The sequence below is a fragment of the Vibrio sp. A1-b2 genome, from assembly GCF_021726015.1.
GTDB lineage: Bacteria > Pseudomonadota > Gammaproteobacteria > Enterobacterales > Vibrionaceae > Vibrio > Vibrio diazotrophicus.
Map to the genome: position 1 here is coordinate 140,889 of NZ_JAKKCI010000004.1, position 14,684 is coordinate 155,572.

A 14,684-nucleotide genomic window follows, 5' to 3' on the forward strand; every position below is an offset into this window, starting at 1 on the left:
TTTGTCTTTCTTGAAGCTTAGTAAGCTTCGTTGTGAACCGCTTTGACTGCACGGCCTGATGGGTCGATACAGTTTTTGAATGATTCGTCCCATTCAACTGCTTTTGCAGAAGAACACGCCACTGAAGGACCACCCGGAACACATTGAGCCGCTGACTCTAGAGGGAACAACTCCTCAAAAATTTCACGATACACATAGCCTTCTTTGGTTGTTGGCGTGTTGTATGGGAAACGGTATTGCGCGGTTTCCATTTGTTGATCGGTTACTTTCGCTTCAGCAGTTGCTTTTAGCGTGTCGATCCAGCTGTAGCCTACGCCGTCAGAGAATTGCTCTTTCTGACGCCATGCGATGGATTCAGGCAGGTAGTGTTCAAAACACTCGCGAAGGATGTGTTTTTCCATCTTGCCGTTGCCACACATTTTATCGGCAGGGTTTAGACGCATTGCTACATCAATAAACTCTTTATCTAGGAAAGGCACGCGACCTTCAACGCCCCATGCTGCAAGCGATTTGTTTGCACGTGCACAGTCAAACATGTTTAGTGCAAGCAGCTTACGAACGGTTTCTTCGTGGAACTCTTGAGCGTTTGGTGCTTTGTGGAAATATAAATAGCCACCAAAGATTTCATCTGCACCTTCACCAGAAAGAACCATTTTAATACCCATAGCTTTGATCTTACGTCCCATGAGGTACATAGGGGTAGAAGCACGGATGGTTGTGACATCGTAGGTTTCAATGTGGTAAATCACATCACGAATTGCATCAAGACCTTCTTGAATGGTGTAAGTCATCTCGTGGTGAACAGTACCAATTTTCTCAGCTACTTCACGTGCTGCTTTAAGATCCGGTGCACCTTCAAGACCTACTGCGAACGAGTGAAGTTGTGGCCACCAAGCTTCAGATTTTTCATCATCTTCGATACGCATAGCAGCATAGCGCTTCGCTACGGCTGAAGTGATGGATGAATCCAAACCACCAGACAGAAGAACACCATATGGTACGTCTGTCATTAATTGACGCTTAACAGCAGCTTCTAGTGCAGCTGTCAGTTCTTCTTTGCTCGTAGAGTTACCACTTACCGCTGCATATTCGTTCCAGTCTCGCACGTAGTAACGCGTTGGCTCTTTGTCTTGAGAACTGTAGTAGCTACCTGGAGGGAACTCGCTCAGGGTCTTACATACAGGAACCAGCGCTTTCATTTCAGAAGCAACGTAGTAGTTGCCGTGCTCATCTTGACCTTGGTATAGCGGGATAATACCGATGTGGTCACGACCTACCAAGTACTCGTCTTTCTCTTCATCGTAAAGAACGAAAGCAAAGATACCGTTGAGTTCTTCAAGAAGATCCGCGCCTTTGTCTTGGTATAGTGCCAAGATTACCTCGCAATCTGAGTCTGTTTGGAACTCGTATTTACCTTCGTAACGAGCACGAATTTCTTTGTGGTTATAAATCTCACCGTTTACTGCAAGGATAAGTTTCTTATCAGGGCTGTATAGAGGTTGTGCTCCACTATTTAGACCAACAATAGCCAAACGCTCGTGTGCCAGAATAGCTTTGTCAGATGCATAGATACCGGACCAATCAGGACCACGGTGGCGGAGTTTTTTCGACATTTCCAATGCTACTGGGCGTAGCGCAGCCGCATCACTTTTGATGTCCAAGATGCCAAAGATAGAACACATACAACTTCCCTTAGTAAACGAGTTTTAATCAGATGACTCCAATTTGCCATTTTGATTAAAAAAAACAACCCATGATTGGTAAATAGTTTAAATAAACTTGCTATGAGTGAATTTTATTTATCAAAAGGTTTGCTTTGGTGGATGGGGTTTAAATAATGATGAAAAAAACACCGCTTGGAATAAAAAAAGAGCACTTGGTGCTCTTTTTCTTTAAGTGGATGAATGGATTAAGGCTAGTGTTTTACAAATTCAGGCTTCAGTTGTTCACAGACATGGCGAGCAAAACCAGAGCCGGCTTCTCGATAGATGTTAAATGCTGCGTGCGCGCCTTTTTCGAGAAGGTTATCTAACTGATCTGGATATTCTGCAATAGCTGCAATTTGTCCGTTGAATGAGCGCTTTTTCAACTGCTCTAGAGCGATCTGGTTCGCCTGATGGTGTGGCATTGCTAACAGCACCATTTTAACGTTACCAGTATCTAGTATCCTTTCCCAAAAGTCGGGGTCGGTGGCATCTCCAGAGATCACGTTTCGACCTTCGTTTCTGTGCTCCTGAGCCGTATCTTCTCTTAGCTCAACGCCTAAACAGATATTGCCATAGCGTGAATGGAACTCATCGTAAGCACCAGTGCCGATACGTCCCATTCCAAGAATGATCAGTTGAGAGCTGCCCGGATTGATAAACCTATCTCTGATATTTATTCGTTCGGCGGTTTGCTCTTTTAACCAATGAGCTGAGTAATGGTAGATCTCGTGTCCTTTACGCACAATTGGAGCGGTGACTATAAAGGATAGGGGCACCGAAATGGCTAAGGCGACAAGTATGTCCCCTGATAACCAGCCCATTTTAAATGCCAGTCCGCCGACGATCAGGCCAAACTCACTGAAGTTGAACAGAGAAATGGTCGCGAGCAGTGACGTTCGGACACGGAAGCGGAACTTGTTTAACACTAAGAAGTACAACACGCCTTTGAGTGGAAGCAACAGTAGCAATAATAGAGAGAGTAAGAAGCCTGTGACAGTCGGTTGTTCTGATAAACCAATGTTCAAGAAGAAGCAGACCAAGAACAACTCTTTCATATTAAACAGTGATTTTGAAAGCTCTGAAGCTTTAGTGTGTCCGGCTAACATCATGCCTAGAATGAGGGCGCCTAAATCCGGCTTCATGCCAACGAACTCAAATAAGCCTGCCCCCACAACTAAAGCAAAGAAAATCCCCGCCAAAACGAGCATTTCACCATGTCCAACCCAATCAAGTACTTTGAAAAACAAAGGACGTATCAATGGGAGCAAGAAAAGAGCAAGTGCATACCACTCTGGAATTTTACCTGTTGAAACCGTTAAGAAAATGACGGCAAAGATATCTTGCATAACAAGAATGCCGATGGCGATGGTGCCATAGGTAGCATTCATTTCTCCCTTTTCTTGAAGAGATTTTACGGCAAAAACGGTACTTGAAAAGGAGAGTGCAAAACCAAGTAAAATAATGCTTGAGATTGAAACGAGTGCGAGACTGTCTAATCCTAGATATTTGAAACCAATAAGAACAATACTAAATACTGCTGTTGATAATAGATTATGTATCGTTGCCCCTGCCCAGATTTCTTTTGCCAGCAGTGTTTTGATATCCAGCTTCAAACCGATAGTAAACAGCAGTAGCGTAACCCCGAGGTCGGCCAAAACGGAGATAGTCTCGTTTGATTCAAAACCAAAAGCGTGTAACGCAAAGCCGGCGATAAGAAAGCCCACAAGGGGAGGGAGATTGCACTTTAGCGCAATAAAACCAGCGATAAATGCCGTTGTAATTAGAATAATTTCCATTGGTAATATTTGCTTCCCAGAAATAAAAAGGCTGTGTCTAATTAATAGACGCAGCCTCGTATTATAGGGTAATCAGTTGCTTATACCAATGTGGATAAGTCCTAATCTTCCAGAAGTTTTTGTAACAATACACCATTCAACATTGCACGCTTGATCATAGCAAATGCGCTTAATGTTGGCTGTTTATCTAACAGTGAAGCTTCAATGGGTAAGTTAGTATGGAACGATTTGAGAGACTGATTCTCTACATTTCGTTGAATCGCTGGGAACAGAGTGTCTTTTGCTTCTGTAATCGCGCCAGCAATAATGATTTTTTGTGGGTTAAACAAGTTAATGGTAATCGCAATCGCTTTACCTAATTGATTCCCGACACGCACTAAAGCTTGTTGAGAAAGCTCATCGCCGTTATTGGCGTGCTCACATATATCATGAATCGTAATACCATCGACTTGAGACAAGCTGGATTTATATCCTTGAGCTATGAGTTTATTCACACGATTGACGATCGCAGGGTTTGCTGCAACGGTTTCTAAGCAACCAAAATTGCCACATTGACATTGGTCACCCAATGGATCGATTTGTATATGGCCAATTTCACCCACGTTGCGATTGAAGCCTAAGAATACTTGTCCATTGACTATGATGCCCGCACCTGTACCTCGGTGAACACTGACCAATATTGAATCCTGACAATCCTGACTGACACCAAAATAGTGTTCAGCCAATGCCATTCCTCTAACATCGTTACCAACAAAACATTCTACGTGGAAATTGTCTTTGATGATTTCACCGAGCGGTAAAGCATCAATCTTGACATTTGGCATATATTCAACAACACCAGTTTCTGGGTTAACCAAACCTGGTAAAGCGATACCAATCGCGATGAGCTGGCTAATAGAAGAGGTATGTTGATTAGTGAAATCTTTAAGATATTTGAGAAGGCCATCCACCAACTCAGTCTGACTGGTATAGAGAAACTCTTGAAAATCCGAAGCGATCTCTTTCGCTCCCAAGTCAAATAGACTGAACTGAATGTAGTCGCGTCCTAGGCGTACTGCAATAGAGTGAAACGGAGCCACTTCAGTGGTCAAAGATATTGCTCTTCGACCTCCTGTAGAAGCTTGTTGGGCGACCTCTTTGATAAGGCCGCGCTCTAGAAGTTGGCGGGTTATTTTTGTCACACTTGCTGGAGCAAGCTGACTCACATCGGCAACCTGGATTCGAGAAATAGGACCTTGCTGGTCTATTAAACGATATACTGCAGCGCTGTTCAGCTGCTTGACTAAATCTACGTTACCTATTTGTCCGCCATTCATTATTACTTATGCTCGTATTGTCCGTTAACCACAGTCGCTTTTACATTGAAGTCACGGTCAAAAACAGTCAGGTTGGCAATCATGCCGTTCTTAATACGACCCAATTTATGGTCAACCCCAATTGCTTTTGCTGGATACAAAGTAGCCATTCTCAGTGCTTCATCTAAAGCGATGCCGACATGCTCAACCGTATTTTGAACTGCTTCAATCATTGTAAGGGCTGAGCCACCAAGTGTGCCGTTTTCATCGATACACTTGCCATCTCGGTAATATACTTTCTTACCGACAAAAATAAAGTAATCCATCTCCGCGCCTGCAGGAGCTGTGGCATCTGTCACTAATACGAGCTTTTCGCCCTTGATTTTATGCGCGATACGGATGTTTGCGTAATCCACGTGGAAACCATCAGCAATAATACCTGCGTAGACTTCTGGTGTGTCAAAGATAGCACCAACAACACCAGGCTCACGGCCTTGCATTGGTGTCATTGCATTAAACAAATGCGTTGCGAAAGTAATACCTGCTTCAAAGCCTTTACGAGCTTCTTGATAGGTGGCGTTTGTGTGACCAATTGATACCACAATGCCTGCTTGCGCCAGTTTTTCAATATGTTGAGGGTTATTGTTTTCTGGCGCCAACGTTACTTTAGTAATGACATCACTGTTCTGACACATGAAATCGATCATTGCTTCATCCGATTCGCGAATAAAGTCAACGCTATGAATACCTTTTCTTTCGATATTCAAATACGGACCTTCTAGGTGAAGACCTAAAGAGTGGTGGCTGTACTTTTGGCGGTAGTCACGCTCTGCTGCGATAGCTTGACGCATGTTTTCATCAGAGGAGGTGATGAGAGTGGGTAAGAAGCTTGTACAGCCTGATTTAAGGTTAGCTTGGTGCATCGTATGGATTGTATCTGCCGTTATTTCATCGTTGAACATAACGCCACCACAGCCATTGAGTTGTAAGTCAATAAAACCCGGGCTTAGGTTTGCACCATTGAGATCTTTGCGCTCTATGTCACTCGGAAGATTTTCTTCAGGGATAATAGCGTGAATTGTATCAGCATTAATGACAACAGCATGGCCAGTTAGTACATCGCTGCCTGTGTATACTTTACAGTTAGTTAGTGCGTACATAATTAACGAATCCTCGTCGATAGACATTCTATAATTTTAGGAGCGATAAGCTGATATGGTCTCTAAAGAGTATGGTACGAACGGACTCTTTGCTAACTTTTATCAAATCGCGAAATATCTTTGTGCTCAGCAGTCACTCAAATGGTGCTTCAAGCTGATTATTCGGTACTATTTTTGTTCTGGTTTTGTCACCGGAAAATAGGTTTATTAGCAGCTGTAATCTCTTTTGCTATAAGACATTACATCACTTATTTATTAGACGAATAGTACCGTTAAATTCATGTTTTTTTATATTGTAAAATAAGTTTTATGATCTCGCTAGCAAAAACCTCGAATTATGCTGCTCTGAGGTGATTACGGTCACAATTGATGAGCTTTTAATTTGCGGAGCAAAATTATTGTCATACACTGATTATGACTAAATTGGGCGACTAAAATAAGTTTGCCGATATTTATAAAATCCTATAGGGGGAACTTACGGTGAATATTCTTGGATATGCGCAAAAGTTAGGTAAAGCATTGATGCTACCTATCGCAACGCTACCTGTTGCAGCGATCTTATTACGTCTAGGTCAGGGCGACCTACTAGACATTCCATTTATGGCAGAAGCAGGTGGTGCGATTTTTGGGCAACTACCTCTTCTATTCGGCCTTGGTATCGCAATCGGTCTTTCTAAAGACGGTTCTGGTGCTGCTGGTCTAGCTGGTGCAGTTGCATACTTCGTACTGACAGCAACAGCAAAAACAATTGATCCTTCAATTAACATGTCGTTCTTCGGCGGTATTTTTGCAGGTATCATCGCGGGGCACGCTTATAACGCTTTTCACGCTACTCGTCTTCCAGAATGGTTAGCGTTCTTCTCTGGTAAGCGTCTTGTACCTATTATGGCAGGTCTGTTTGCACTGGTTGCAGGTGCAATCTCTGGTGTTGTATGGCCAAGCATCCAAGGTGGTCTTGATACTCTAGCTCACGCAGTATCAACTTCTGGTTCAGTAGGTCAGTTTGTTTACGGTACTCTTAACCGTGCTCTAATTCCTGTTGGTTTGCACCACGTGCTTAACTCATACTTCTGGTTCGGTATGGGTACGTGTCAAGAAATCGTGGTAACGGGTGCTCAAGCGGCTGGTCAAGCACTACCTGCATTACAAAAATTATGTGTGGATCCATCTATTGCTAAAGCTCTAGTGGTTGGTCAAGAGCACACATTTAACTTCCAAAATGCAGTGAATCCTGAGATCACAGCTGTTGTTAAAGAAGTGACTGAAACAATGAAATCTGGCGACCTACACCGTTTCTTCGGTGGCGATAAGAGCGCTGGTGTATTCATGAATGGCTTCTTCCCAATCATGATGTTCGGTCTACCTGGTGCAGCACTAGCTATGTACTTTGCAGCTCCTGTAGAGAAACGTCATCAAGTTGGTGGTGCATTGTTCTCTGTAGCATTCTGTTCATTCCTAACAGGTATCACAGAGCCTCTAGAGTTCATGTTTGTGTTCCTAGCACCTGCACTATATGCAATGCACGCAGTGTTTACTGGTCTAGCTCTAGTTGTTGCTAACATGTTTGGTACGCTACACGGCTTTGGTTTCTCTGCTGGTCTAATCGACTTCGCACTAAACTGGGGTCTAGCAACTAAACCTGTAACTCTACTTATCATTGGTCTAGCGTTCTTCGCTCTATACTTCTTCACATTCACATTCGCAATCCGTACTTTCAACTTGAAGTCACCAGGTCGTGAAGATGATGATGAAGCTGTTGCAGCACCTTCTAGCTCAAGTGGAGACAAGAGTGATCTAGCGCGCCAATACCTAAAAGCTCTAGGTGGTCACGAAAACCTAACCACTATCGATGCTTGTATTACACGTCTACGTCTAACACTGAAAGATCGTTCAGTAGCTGACGAAGCTGTATTGAAGAAACTAGGTGCTAAAGGAGTGGTTAAGCTTGGCGAAAACAACCTTCAAGTTATCCTAGGCCCACTAGCGGAAATCGTTGCGGGCGAAATGAAAGCAATCAGCGCGACTGAAGATCTATCTGGTGTGAAACTGCCATAATAGATTAAATTCTTTAGCTGAAATGAAAGCCTTCGCTATATGCGAAGGCTTTTTGCTTTGTAAGACGTTGGCTACAGAACAAGCGAAGTAAATATTATTTCCTAATAAATCCGCAGTTTTTATTGTGAAAATGCCCAGAATTGTGGATCATTGAACGCAATATTTCTGTGGATTGCGGCTAATTTGGCCCAGACAGGAAAACTTTCTGCCAGTATTAAATTATTTTGAGGTGCTATAGATGAGTGAAGCTGAGGCTCGTCCATCGAACTTCATTCGCCAAATCATAGATAAAGATTTAGCGGATGGTAAACACACTAGCGTGCATACTCGTTTCCCGCCAGAGCCTAATGGTTATCTGCATATCGGTCACGCGAAGTCGATTTGTTTGAACTTTGGTATCGCTCAAGACTATCAGGGCCAGTGTAACTTACGTTTTGATGACACAAACCCAGAGAAAGAAAACATCGAATACGTAGAATCAATTAAGAAAGATGTAAGTTGGCTGGGCTTTGAGTGGTCTGGTGATATTTGCTATTCATCTGACTATTTTGACAAGCTGTACGAATATGCGCTGGAGCTTATCAACAAAGGTTTGGCTTATGTTGAAGAGCTGACTCCAGAGCAGATCCGCGAATACCGCGGTACTTTGACTACACCAGGTAAACACAGCCCTTATCGTGATCGCAGCGTAGAAGAAAACTTAGCTCTATTTGAAAAAATGAGAGCTGGTGGCTTCAAAGAAGGTGAAGCATGTCTGCGTGCTAAAATCGATATGGCTTCGTCATTCATCGTAATGCGCGATCCAGTGATCTACCGTGTTCGTTTTGCTGAGCATCATCAGACGGGTGACAAGTGGTGCATTTACCCAATGTACGACTTTACACACTGTATTTCGGATGCGTTGGAAGGTATTACGCACTCTATCTGTACTTTGGAGTTCCAAGATAACCGTCGTCTGTACGACTGGGTGCTGGATAACATCACTATTGATTGCCATCCTCGTCAGTATGAGTTCAGCCGCCTGAATCTAGAATACACAGTAATGTCTAAGCGTAAGCTAAACCAACTTGTGACTGAGAAATTGGTTGAAGGTTGGGATGATCCTCGTATGCCTACCATTTCTGGTTTACGTCGTCGTGGCTTTACTGCTGCTTCTATCCGTGAATTCTGTAAGCGTATCGGTGTTACTAAGCAAGACAACATGATTGAGTTCAGTTCACTTGAATCATGTATTCGTGACGATCTAAACACTAATGCACCACGAGCAATGGCTGTATTGGACCCTGTAAAGGTTGTTATCGAAAACTTCGATGCAGAGAGTGTTGAAGTTCTGAATCTTGCTAACCATCCAAACAATCCTGATATGGGTTCTCGTGATGTACCATTTACCCGCGAAATCTGGATTGAGCGTGAAGACTTCCGCGAAGAAGGTAACAAGAAATACAAGCGTTTGGTGTTAGGTAAAGAAGTTCGTCTACGCGGCGCTTATGTCATCAAGGCAGAGCGTGTAGAGAAAGACCAAGATGGCAACATCACAACGATATACTGTACTTACGATCCTGCGACTCTGGGCAAAAACCCAGAAGACGGCCGTAAAGTGAAAGGTGTTATCCATTGGGTGTCCGCTGATAAAGGTTTACCTGCTGAATTCCGTCTTTACGATCGTCTATTTACTGTACCTAATCCAGCAGCAGCTGATGATTTCGCTGCAACGATTAACCCAGAGTCACTGGTTAAGGTGAATGGTTTCGTTGAACCTAGCCTTGCGACAGCAGAAGCTGAAGTGGGTTACCAGTTTGAGCGTATGGGGTATTTCTGTGCAGACAACAAAGATTCAACGCCTGAATCTCTAGTGTTCAACCGTACAGTTGGCCTACGTGATACTTGGGCTAAAATCGAGTCTGAGTAATATCTGACAAAGTAAAACGATGCAAAAGCCAGCTTAAAGCTGGCTTTTATTTTTTGAATCGTCATTATGGTATCGGACGTGAGTAGCAAAAATGGATTTTTAGTGTGAGATTGCTGCGATTATTACGGTACGAACACATTTTTTGCGTTATCTCCTATAGTTTTGCTCCTCTTATCCGATATATTTAACAGATTGTTATCTTTATTAATTCATAGCACCTAGCTGAGCCTTATATGCGTCAATTTTTTAAACGCCTGTTACTGCCAATCGCTGTAGCGGCCGTGACTCAGACTTCTTTCGTTAGTGCAGAGAGTATTCGCCTTATTGGTCCGACTGGCGAAGTTCAGTCAGCGCCGCAATATAGTAGTGATATTGTCCGTAATCGAACAACAGCAACGGCAGAGCCTTCACAGGTTATTGGCCCTACTTCTGAAAAAGACACGTTATGGTCGATTGCGTCACGTATACGTCCCTCAAACCAAGTATCTGTACAGCAGACTCTACTGGCAATTTATCGTTTAAATCCTCAAGCGTTTGAAAATCAAAATATTCATAGCCTAATTCCTGGTAGTACATTACGCATTCCTTCTCTTGCTCAAGTGAGCAGTGTTTCAACGGAAGAAGCGGTCAAAGTGATGGCTGCGCATAAAGCTCGTCTCGCGCAACAGCCTGCTAAGCCAGCAACACCCGTCGTAAACACTCCAAAAGCAGAACCGAAACCGACAGTACATGTGAAACCAACCGCTGTTGCTCCTGCTGAAACACAGACACCAGAAGCCCAAGTAACACCAACAGAGCCTGTCGTTGCAGAAAAGCCTGTTGTGGAAGCGAAAAATGATGGCAGTATGAAAGCGTCATCAGCCGACCAAAATGAAATTCAGGCACTGGAAGAAAAGAACCACAGACTGCGTTTGATGCTCGCCGAAGTACAATCTGAAGTGAGTGGTTTAAAACAAGAGTTGGGCGATGAAAACCGCATTCGTTCTGAAGTTGAAAAACTGCTGGCTGAAGAGAGAATTAAACGCGAAGAAATGCAACGTCTCGCACCGTCTAAGTTGGATGAATTATTAGCGAACAACTGGATGGTAGCAGGGTTAGCTCTTATTCCGGGCTTATTAATCGCCTTACTCGTAGTGCTATTTTTAGGACGTCGTTCGGGTTCAAATCAAGCGTCAAATTCACCTACTCAAGAAACAGTACTTAATGCGAATTCTAGTGCTGAAGCTGCTGCTCCACTAGCGGTTGGTGATCAGTCGCTTGAAGATTTAGATGATGAGTTGCTTCTGGACGATGACCTGTTTGGCAGCATGGATGACAACGACTCACTCTTTGGTGAAGAGAAGAAAGAAGAAACATCAGAAGAAGATGACGGTGATATTTTTGCTGGCCTAGACGAGAGCGATTTAGACTTCGACTTAGAGGGTGAAGACGGCGAAGATTTATTTGCTGCTATTGATGACTCAGGCGACCTTGATACTGACTTTGGTGATTTGTCTTCTGGTAATAACGACATCACTGTCAATGGGGATGAGAAAGCTCTTGGTTTGGAGGAAATGGAACGCGCTCTAGACCAGGCATCACAAAACTATGATGAAGACGACGAGATCGGCTTTGACCTATCTGATGATGGTGAAATGTCGCAAGCCGATATCGAATCTTTGTTGGCTGCGGATGATTCTGAAGAGCTGGATTCACCTTCTCTTGACCAATCTATGTTGGATGAACTTTTTGCTGCACAAGAAGATGATGAAACAAGCTCAGAGTTGTTAGATTTCGACAGCTTGCTAGATGAAGAAAAGTCCCAAAGTAATCCGGATCCAGAGGCGGCTAAGTTCACTTCAGATGAAGAGTTAGACGACTTATTTGCAAACATAGAAGCTCAGGCTGACTTGGAGTCTTTAGAGGCGAATGCAAAAGATGAGACGGCATTACTAGACGAGTTGCTGTTAGAAGATGAAGAAGACGAGCCTGAAATTGAAGCTAATAGCACGGCGCTGCTAGACGAGCTTTTAAATGAAAACGGTTTTGACGAAGCTGATTCTGAACAAAATGTCGCCGATGAGATGATGCTGGAACTGGATGAACTGCTGGGAGATAGCGGTGATTCAGATATTCCTGAGATTGATGAAAACAGTACTGATCTGCTCGATGATTTTGTCGGCGAGCTTAGTGAAGAACCGACAGGTTACGAAGACTTCTTGGCTGATGAAGTCACTTCAGAATCGGAAGACACAGAAGAGAAAGATGAAAGTTTAGAGCTTTTTGATGAGCTGCTGACCATCGAACAAAACGCGGAATCTGAAGAACTGGTTGAAGATTTCAATAGTGCAAACTTCATTGACGACCTTATTACCAATGCACCTAAGTCTGATCCGTTACTGGATGAAGAGTTTGAATCTATTTCAGCACTGAATGAAGACGACTTTGATCTGGATGACTTCGAGTTCAATCCGGAGATTGAAGGTGGAGAGAAGTCGGAAGAAGAGCAAGCGGAAACGGAAATAGAGCAAGAGCAAGTTGTTGCGAATGAATTCGGTGTTCCACAAGATGACGATTGGGTTTTTGATGGCCTAGAAACAGAAACAGAAACAGAAACAGAAACAGAAACAGAAACAGAAACAGCGGATATTGAATCTGAAGCCGCAGAAACGGAAGCTTTTGAAACGCAAGACGAAGCGGAACCTGCTGAGGTTTTGGCAGAAGAGTCTGAGTCTGAACAGCCAGAGCAAAATATTGCCGCTCAATTCGATGAGGTAGATCTTCCAGAGTACACCGAAGAAGACGCGCTGGCAGATGTTGAATCTGAAGTAGCAGAAACGGATGCTCTGGAAACGCAAGACGAAGCGGAACTTGCTGAGGTTTTAGCAGAAGAGTCTGAGCCTAAACAGACAGAGCAAAATATTGCCACTCAATTCGATGAGATAGACCTTCCTGAGTACACAGAAGAAGATGCGCTGGCGGATGTTGAATCTGAAGTAGCAGAAACTGAAGCTCCAGAAGCGCAAGACGAAGTGGCACCTGCTGAGGTTTTGGCAGAAGAGTCTGAGCCTGAACAGCCAGAGCAAGACTTTGCCGCTGAGTTCGATGAGTTAGATCTTCCAGAGTACGCAGAAGAAGATGCGCTGGCAGATGTTGAATCTGAAGCAGCAGAAACGGAATCTCCTGAAGCGCAAGACGAAGTGATACTCGCTGAGGTTTTAGCAGAAGAGTCTGATTCTGAATTGCCAGAGCAAGACATTGCAGAGGCATTCGACGAGTTAGATCTTCCAGAGTACACAGAAGAAGCGCTGGCAGATGTTGAATCTGAAGCAGCAGAAACGGATGCTCTGGAAACGCAAGACGAAGTGGCACCAGCTGAGGTTTTGGCAGAAGAGTCTGATTCTGAATTGCCAGAGCAAGACATTGCAGGGGCATTCGACGAATTAGATCTTCCAGAATACACAGAAGAAGATGCGCTGGCGGATGTTGAATCTGAAGTAGCAGAAACTGAAGCTCCAGAAGCGCAAGACGAAGTGGCACCTGCTGAGCTTTTAGCAGAAGAATCTGAGCCTGAACAGTCAGAGCAAGACATTGCCGCTGAGTTCGATGAGTTAGATCTTCCAGAGTACGCAGAAGAAGATGCGCTGGCAGATGTTGAATCTGAAGCAGCAGAAACGGAATCTCCTGAAGCGCAAGACGAAGTGATACCCGCTGAGGTTTTGGCAGAAGAGTCTGATTCTGAATTGCCAGAGCAAGACATTGCAGAGGAATTCGACGAATTAGAGCTTCCAGAATACACAGAAGAAGACGCGCTTGCGGATTCTGAGTTCGCCGAAGAGTCAGACTTACCAGAAGCCGCTGCAGAGCTTGCGGATGTAGAAATTAATGATTCTGATCTGCCTGAATATACGGAAGAAGATGCTTTAGCGGATATGTTCTCCCAAACGGATGAGCTGTCGGATGAATCAGAAGACGATCATTTAGATGATTCTTCACTGTATGCAGAAGCTGAGCCGGAGACAACAGAAGTTAATCTCAGCGATGTTTCTAAACAAGAGTTTGATGAACAAGCGCTGTCCGATTGGTTGTCTGATGAAGATCGAGCAGAAACAAGCTTTACCTTTGATAAGCCTATTGATGCGAAGTCCGTTGACAGTGCCGGTATGGACATTGACGCCATGCTGGAAATGGGCGGAGAAGATTGGAATGGCTTTAATTTAACGCCTGATCAAAAAGCGACAATACCTGACGAAGTACCAGAGACTGAGAAGGACGTGTGGCATCCTGAGATTCAGGTCAAAGAGCCAGAAGTTGCCCAAGAAAACTGGGGTAATCAGGAAGAGTTTGCTGAATTCGAGCCTGCTAGTCGTCAATTTATGACTATCGACGATTTAATGGCTCAGGTTGAAAATGATGATGGCAGTACTCTTAATCTTGATAATGAAGAGTTAAAGCTAGATGTCGGCCTCAACGAGTTCCCAGATGTGATTGGTGATGTCGGTGATATCGATGTAGACAGTAATTCAGAAGCCGCAGGCAAGCTGGATTTGGCGAAAATCTACATTGAGATGAACGATGATAAAGGTGCGATTAAGCTACTCGAAGAAGCGATCGTGGATGGTAGTGATGAGATAAGGCAGCAAGCGAAACACCTTATTGATGTCATTAACGGTCGAGTGTAAACAGTAATAGTAAAAGAGGCAGCATTGGCTGCCTCTTTGTTTATTCAGCTATCTTAAATAGCAGGTATGATCTTACCGTTGTAAGCATTTTGCGGGTTAGAA

Annotated in this window: 7 protein-coding genes; 3 read left to right on the forward strand and 4 right to left on the reverse strand. The window is 43.8% G+C overall.

The annotated features are described in order from the left end of the window. Positions 1-17: 17 nt before the first annotated feature. From asnB to nagA, 4 genes are all read right to left on the reverse strand, one after another. Entirely contained in the window at positions 18-1,682 is a 1,665-nt protein-coding gene (gene asnB / locus L3V23_RS10785; protein WP_102953769.1) for an asparagine synthase B, read from the reverse strand. Positions 1,683-1,915: 233 nt separating this feature from the next. Next, positions 1,916-3,502 (reverse strand): cation:proton antiporter family protein, encoded by a 1,587-nt coding sequence (locus L3V23_RS10790; protein WP_102953770.1) that lies wholly within the window; start codon positions 3,500-3,502, stop codon positions 1,916-1,918. 101 nt (positions 3,503-3,603) lie between these two features. Continuing rightward, positions 3,604-4,818 (reverse strand): ROK family protein, encoded by a 1,215-nt coding sequence (locus L3V23_RS10795; protein ID WP_102953771.1) that lies wholly within the window; start codon positions 4,816-4,818, stop codon positions 3,604-3,606. 2 nt (positions 4,819-4,820) lie between these two features. Beyond that, the gene (gene nagA, locus L3V23_RS10800; RefSeq protein WP_042486342.1) at positions 4,821-5,957 is read right to left on the reverse strand and encodes an N-acetylglucosamine-6-phosphate deacetylase; all 1,137 of its coding nucleotides are present in this window, start codon (positions 5,955-5,957) and stop codon (positions 4,821-4,823) included. A gap of 480 nt (positions 5,958-6,437) precedes the next feature. Here nagA and nagE point away from each other — a divergent pair, with 480 nt between their 5' ends. The 3 genes from nagE (at position 6,438) to L3V23_RS10815 (ending at position 14,582) form a co-directional block, all read left to right on the forward strand. Further along, positions 6,438-8,012, forward strand: a complete 1,575-nt coding sequence (gene nagE, locus L3V23_RS10805; protein WP_042486339.1) for an N-acetylglucosamine-specific PTS transporter subunit IIBC — start codon at positions 6,438-6,440, stop codon at positions 8,010-8,012. Between the two features lie 238 nt (positions 8,013-8,250). After that, entirely contained in the window at positions 8,251-9,921 is a 1,671-nt protein-coding gene (glnS, locus tag L3V23_RS10810) for a glutamine--tRNA ligase (RefSeq protein ID WP_237292326.1), read from the forward strand. A 233-nt stretch (positions 9,922-10,154) separates the two neighbouring features. Continuing rightward, complete coding sequence (locus L3V23_RS10815; protein ID WP_237292327.1) at positions 10,155-14,582, forward strand: FimV/HubP family polar landmark protein; 4,428 nt, start codon at positions 10,155-10,157, stop codon at positions 14,580-14,582. Positions 14,583-14,684: the final 102 nt, after the last annotated feature.

Bases quoted from the DNA above. Each gene is read 5' to 3' on its own strand.
- glnS (WP_237292326.1), top strand. From the start codon at position 8,251: ATGAGTGAAGCTGAGGCTCGTCCATCGAACTTCATTCGCCAAATCATA.
- L3V23_RS10795 (WP_102953771.1), bottom strand. From the start codon at position 4,818: ATGAATGGCGGACAAATAGGTAACGTAGATTTAGTCAAGCAGCTGAAC.
- L3V23_RS10815 (WP_237292327.1), top strand. From the start codon at position 10,155: ATGCGTCAATTTTTTAAACGCCTGTTACTGCCAATCGCTGTAGCGGCC.
- asnB (WP_102953769.1), bottom strand. From the start codon at position 1,682: ATGTGTTCTATCTTTGGCATCTTGGACATCAAAAGTGATGCGGCTGCG.
- L3V23_RS10790 (WP_102953770.1), bottom strand. From the start codon at position 3,502: ATGGAAATTATTCTAATTACAACGGCATTTATCGCTGGTTTTATTGCG.
- nagA (WP_042486342.1), bottom strand. From the start codon at position 5,957: ATGTACGCACTAACTAACTGTAAAGTATACACAGGCAGCGATGTACTA.